Annotated in this window: 3 protein-coding genes and 1 pseudogene; all 4 read right to left on the reverse strand. The window is 66.9% G+C overall.

Translation table 11 applies throughout. The features are described from left to right. A pseudogene (locus tag HC022_RS24825) lies at positions 1-268 on the reverse strand (GNAT family N-acetyltransferase); the annotation flags it as partial. 131 nt (positions 269-399) lie between these two features. Further along, entirely contained in the window at positions 400-765 is a 366-nt protein-coding gene (gene grxD, locus HC022_RS24830; RefSeq protein ID WP_089960912.1) for a Grx4 family monothiol glutaredoxin, read from the reverse strand. A 122-nt stretch (positions 766-887) separates the two neighbouring features. Then, positions 888-1,130, reverse strand: a complete 243-nt coding sequence (locus HC022_RS24835) for a BolA/IbaG family iron-sulfur metabolism protein (protein ID WP_008883764.1) — start codon at positions 1,128-1,130, stop codon at positions 888-890. A 78-nt stretch (positions 1,131-1,208) separates the two neighbouring features. Further along, positions 1,209-1,991 (reverse strand): exodeoxyribonuclease III, encoded by a 783-nt coding sequence (xth, locus tag HC022_RS24840; RefSeq protein ID WP_167454169.1) that lies wholly within the window; start codon positions 1,989-1,991, stop codon positions 1,209-1,211. Positions 1,992-2,134: the final 143 nt, after the last annotated feature.

Genomic DNA, 2,134 nt, shown 5'->3' on the forward strand with positions numbered 1-2,134 from the left:
GCTTGATCTCGCAGTTCCCGTCCTCGAGCGGGTGCGACATGGCACAGCCCACGGCGCGGTCGCCGTGCCATGCCAGCAGCACGGCGTCATGATCCCCCGGCAGGGCCTCCAGCGTCGCGCGGTAGCCGTCCTCGGGGTAGAAATGCTCGACCAGCGCGCGCGTGGCGGGGGCATGGTCGATCAGGTGGTCGCGGTAGGCCCAGCAGAGCGCGCGCACTTGGGCGAGATCCGCGGCCGTGGTCGCATCGCGCAGGACGAGATCTGGCATGGTCGGTCCTTTCGGCGAGGTCAGGCGCGTCTCGGGCGTCGGATGCGGGGATGTCTGGAAAGCAGGCGCCTGTCAGCGCAGAGGGGAAGCGGAGGCCCGGGCCGCGGCCGGCGGGCCTCCGACGGGCGAAGTCAGGCGTTGGCTTCGCGGATCTTGTCGGCGGCGTCCTTGTTGTAGGTCACGCCGTTCTGTTCGAAGAGCTGGTCGAGCTCGCCCGAGAGGGTCATCTCGGTGATGATGTCGCAGCCGCCGACGAACTCGCCCTTGACGTAGAGCTGCGGGATGGTCGGCCAGTCCGAGTAATCCTTGATGCCCTGACGGATCGCGTCGTCCGCCAGCACGTTCACGTCGAGGAACTCGACACCCATGTAGTTCAGCACGCCGGCCACGCGGCTGGAAAAGCCGCACTGGGGCATGCTCTTGGTGCCTTTCATGAACAGCACCACGTCGTTGGCCTTAACGGTGTCGTCGATCGTCGTCTTCGCGTCGGTGGTCATCCTGATCTCCTGTTTCGCGCGCTCTGGCCGCGCTCTGCGGGCCCGCCGCATGGGGGCCGTGTTTCAAACTCCCGGCCGGATCATCGCAGCGCCCGCGATGCCATGCCGGGCCGTCCGTGGCGTCACTCGGGCGCCTTGGTCGTCAGCGCAAGGGCGTGCAGGTCGCCGTTGTTGCCGTCCATCTTGCCCTGCAGGGCTGCATAGACCGCGCGCTGCTGCTGGACCCGGTTCTTGCCACGGAAGCTCTCGTCGATCACCTCGGCCGCGTAGTGATTTCCATCCCCCGCGAGGTCGGTGATTGTGATCTTGGCATCGGGGAAGGCGGCCCGGATGAGCTGCTCGATCTCCGTCGCTTCAATGGCCATGGGGCGTTGTCTCCGCTGTCTGGTAAGATGCAACAGATGTAAGCCCCATGCCGGAAAGGCGCAAGCGGGGCGCGCGGATCAGCATGCCATGTCGACCCAGACAGCCACGTGGTCCGACGGCTTGTCGCGTCCGCGGAGGTCGCGGTCGATCTGCACGTCGCGCATCAGGTCGGCCGCCTGCGGGGTCAGCAGGATGTGGTCGATGCGGATGCCGTTGTTCCGCTGCCACGCGCCGGCCTGGTAATCCCAGAAGGAATAATGCCCGGGTTCAGGGTGGCGGGTGCGGAAGGCCTCGGTAAAGCCGAGGTTCAGGATCCGGTGGAAGGCGGCGCGGGTCTGCGGCAGGGAGAGCGCGTCCTCGGGCCCGGACTCGGGCTTGGCGGCGTCCTCGGCCTGCGGGATGACGTTGTAGTCGCCGGCCATCATCGCCGGCATCTCGTCGGCGAGCAGGGAACGGGCGCGGGCCTCGAGCCGCTCCATCCATGCCAGCTTGTAGTCGTACTTGGGCCCGGGCGCCGGGTTGCCGTTGGGAAGGTAGAGCCCGCAGAGCCGCAGCGCGTGGGTCTCGCCCACGACGGTCGCCTCGATCCAGCGCGCCTGCTCGTCCTCGTCGTCGCCGGGCAGCCCGCGGGTGACGTCCTCGAGCGGCAGCTTCGACAGGATCGCGACCCCGTTGAAGCCCTTCTGGCCGTGGGTCTCGACGTTGTAGCCGCGCTCTTCGAAGGGCTCGCGGGGGAAGCCCTCGTCGACCGACTTGATCTCCTGAAGCAGCGCGACGTCGGGCTGGGCCTCGTCGAGCCAGTCGAGAAGCGCCGCGTGGCGGGCCTTGATACCGTTAATGTTGAAGGTCGCGATCTTCATTGGGGGCCTCCGCTGCGATGCGCAAGCTATCGCGCAAGCGCTCTCTCTGGGCAACCCCGACAGGTGATTCTGAGCAAGGATGGGCATGGGATCGAGGGGTGATTCGGTCTGAAATCAAGCGTTTGATCAGGCCGCAGAATATT

This window comes from Salipiger sp. HF18, from assembly GCF_011806505.1.
Classification (GTDB): Bacteria; Pseudomonadota; Alphaproteobacteria; order Rhodobacterales; family Rhodobacteraceae; genus Salipiger; species Salipiger thiooxidans.

Coding starts and splice junctions, on each gene's coding strand:
- grxD (WP_089960912.1), bottom strand. CDS start 765: ATGACCACCGACGCGAAGACGACGATCGACGACACCGTTAAGGCCAAC.
- HC022_RS24835 (WP_008883764.1), bottom strand. CDS start 1,130: ATGGCCATTGAAGCGACGGAGATCGAGCAGCTCATCCGGGCCGCCTTC.
- xth (WP_167454169.1), bottom strand. CDS start 1,991: ATGAAGATCGCGACCTTCAACATTAACGGTATCAAGGCCCGCCACGCG.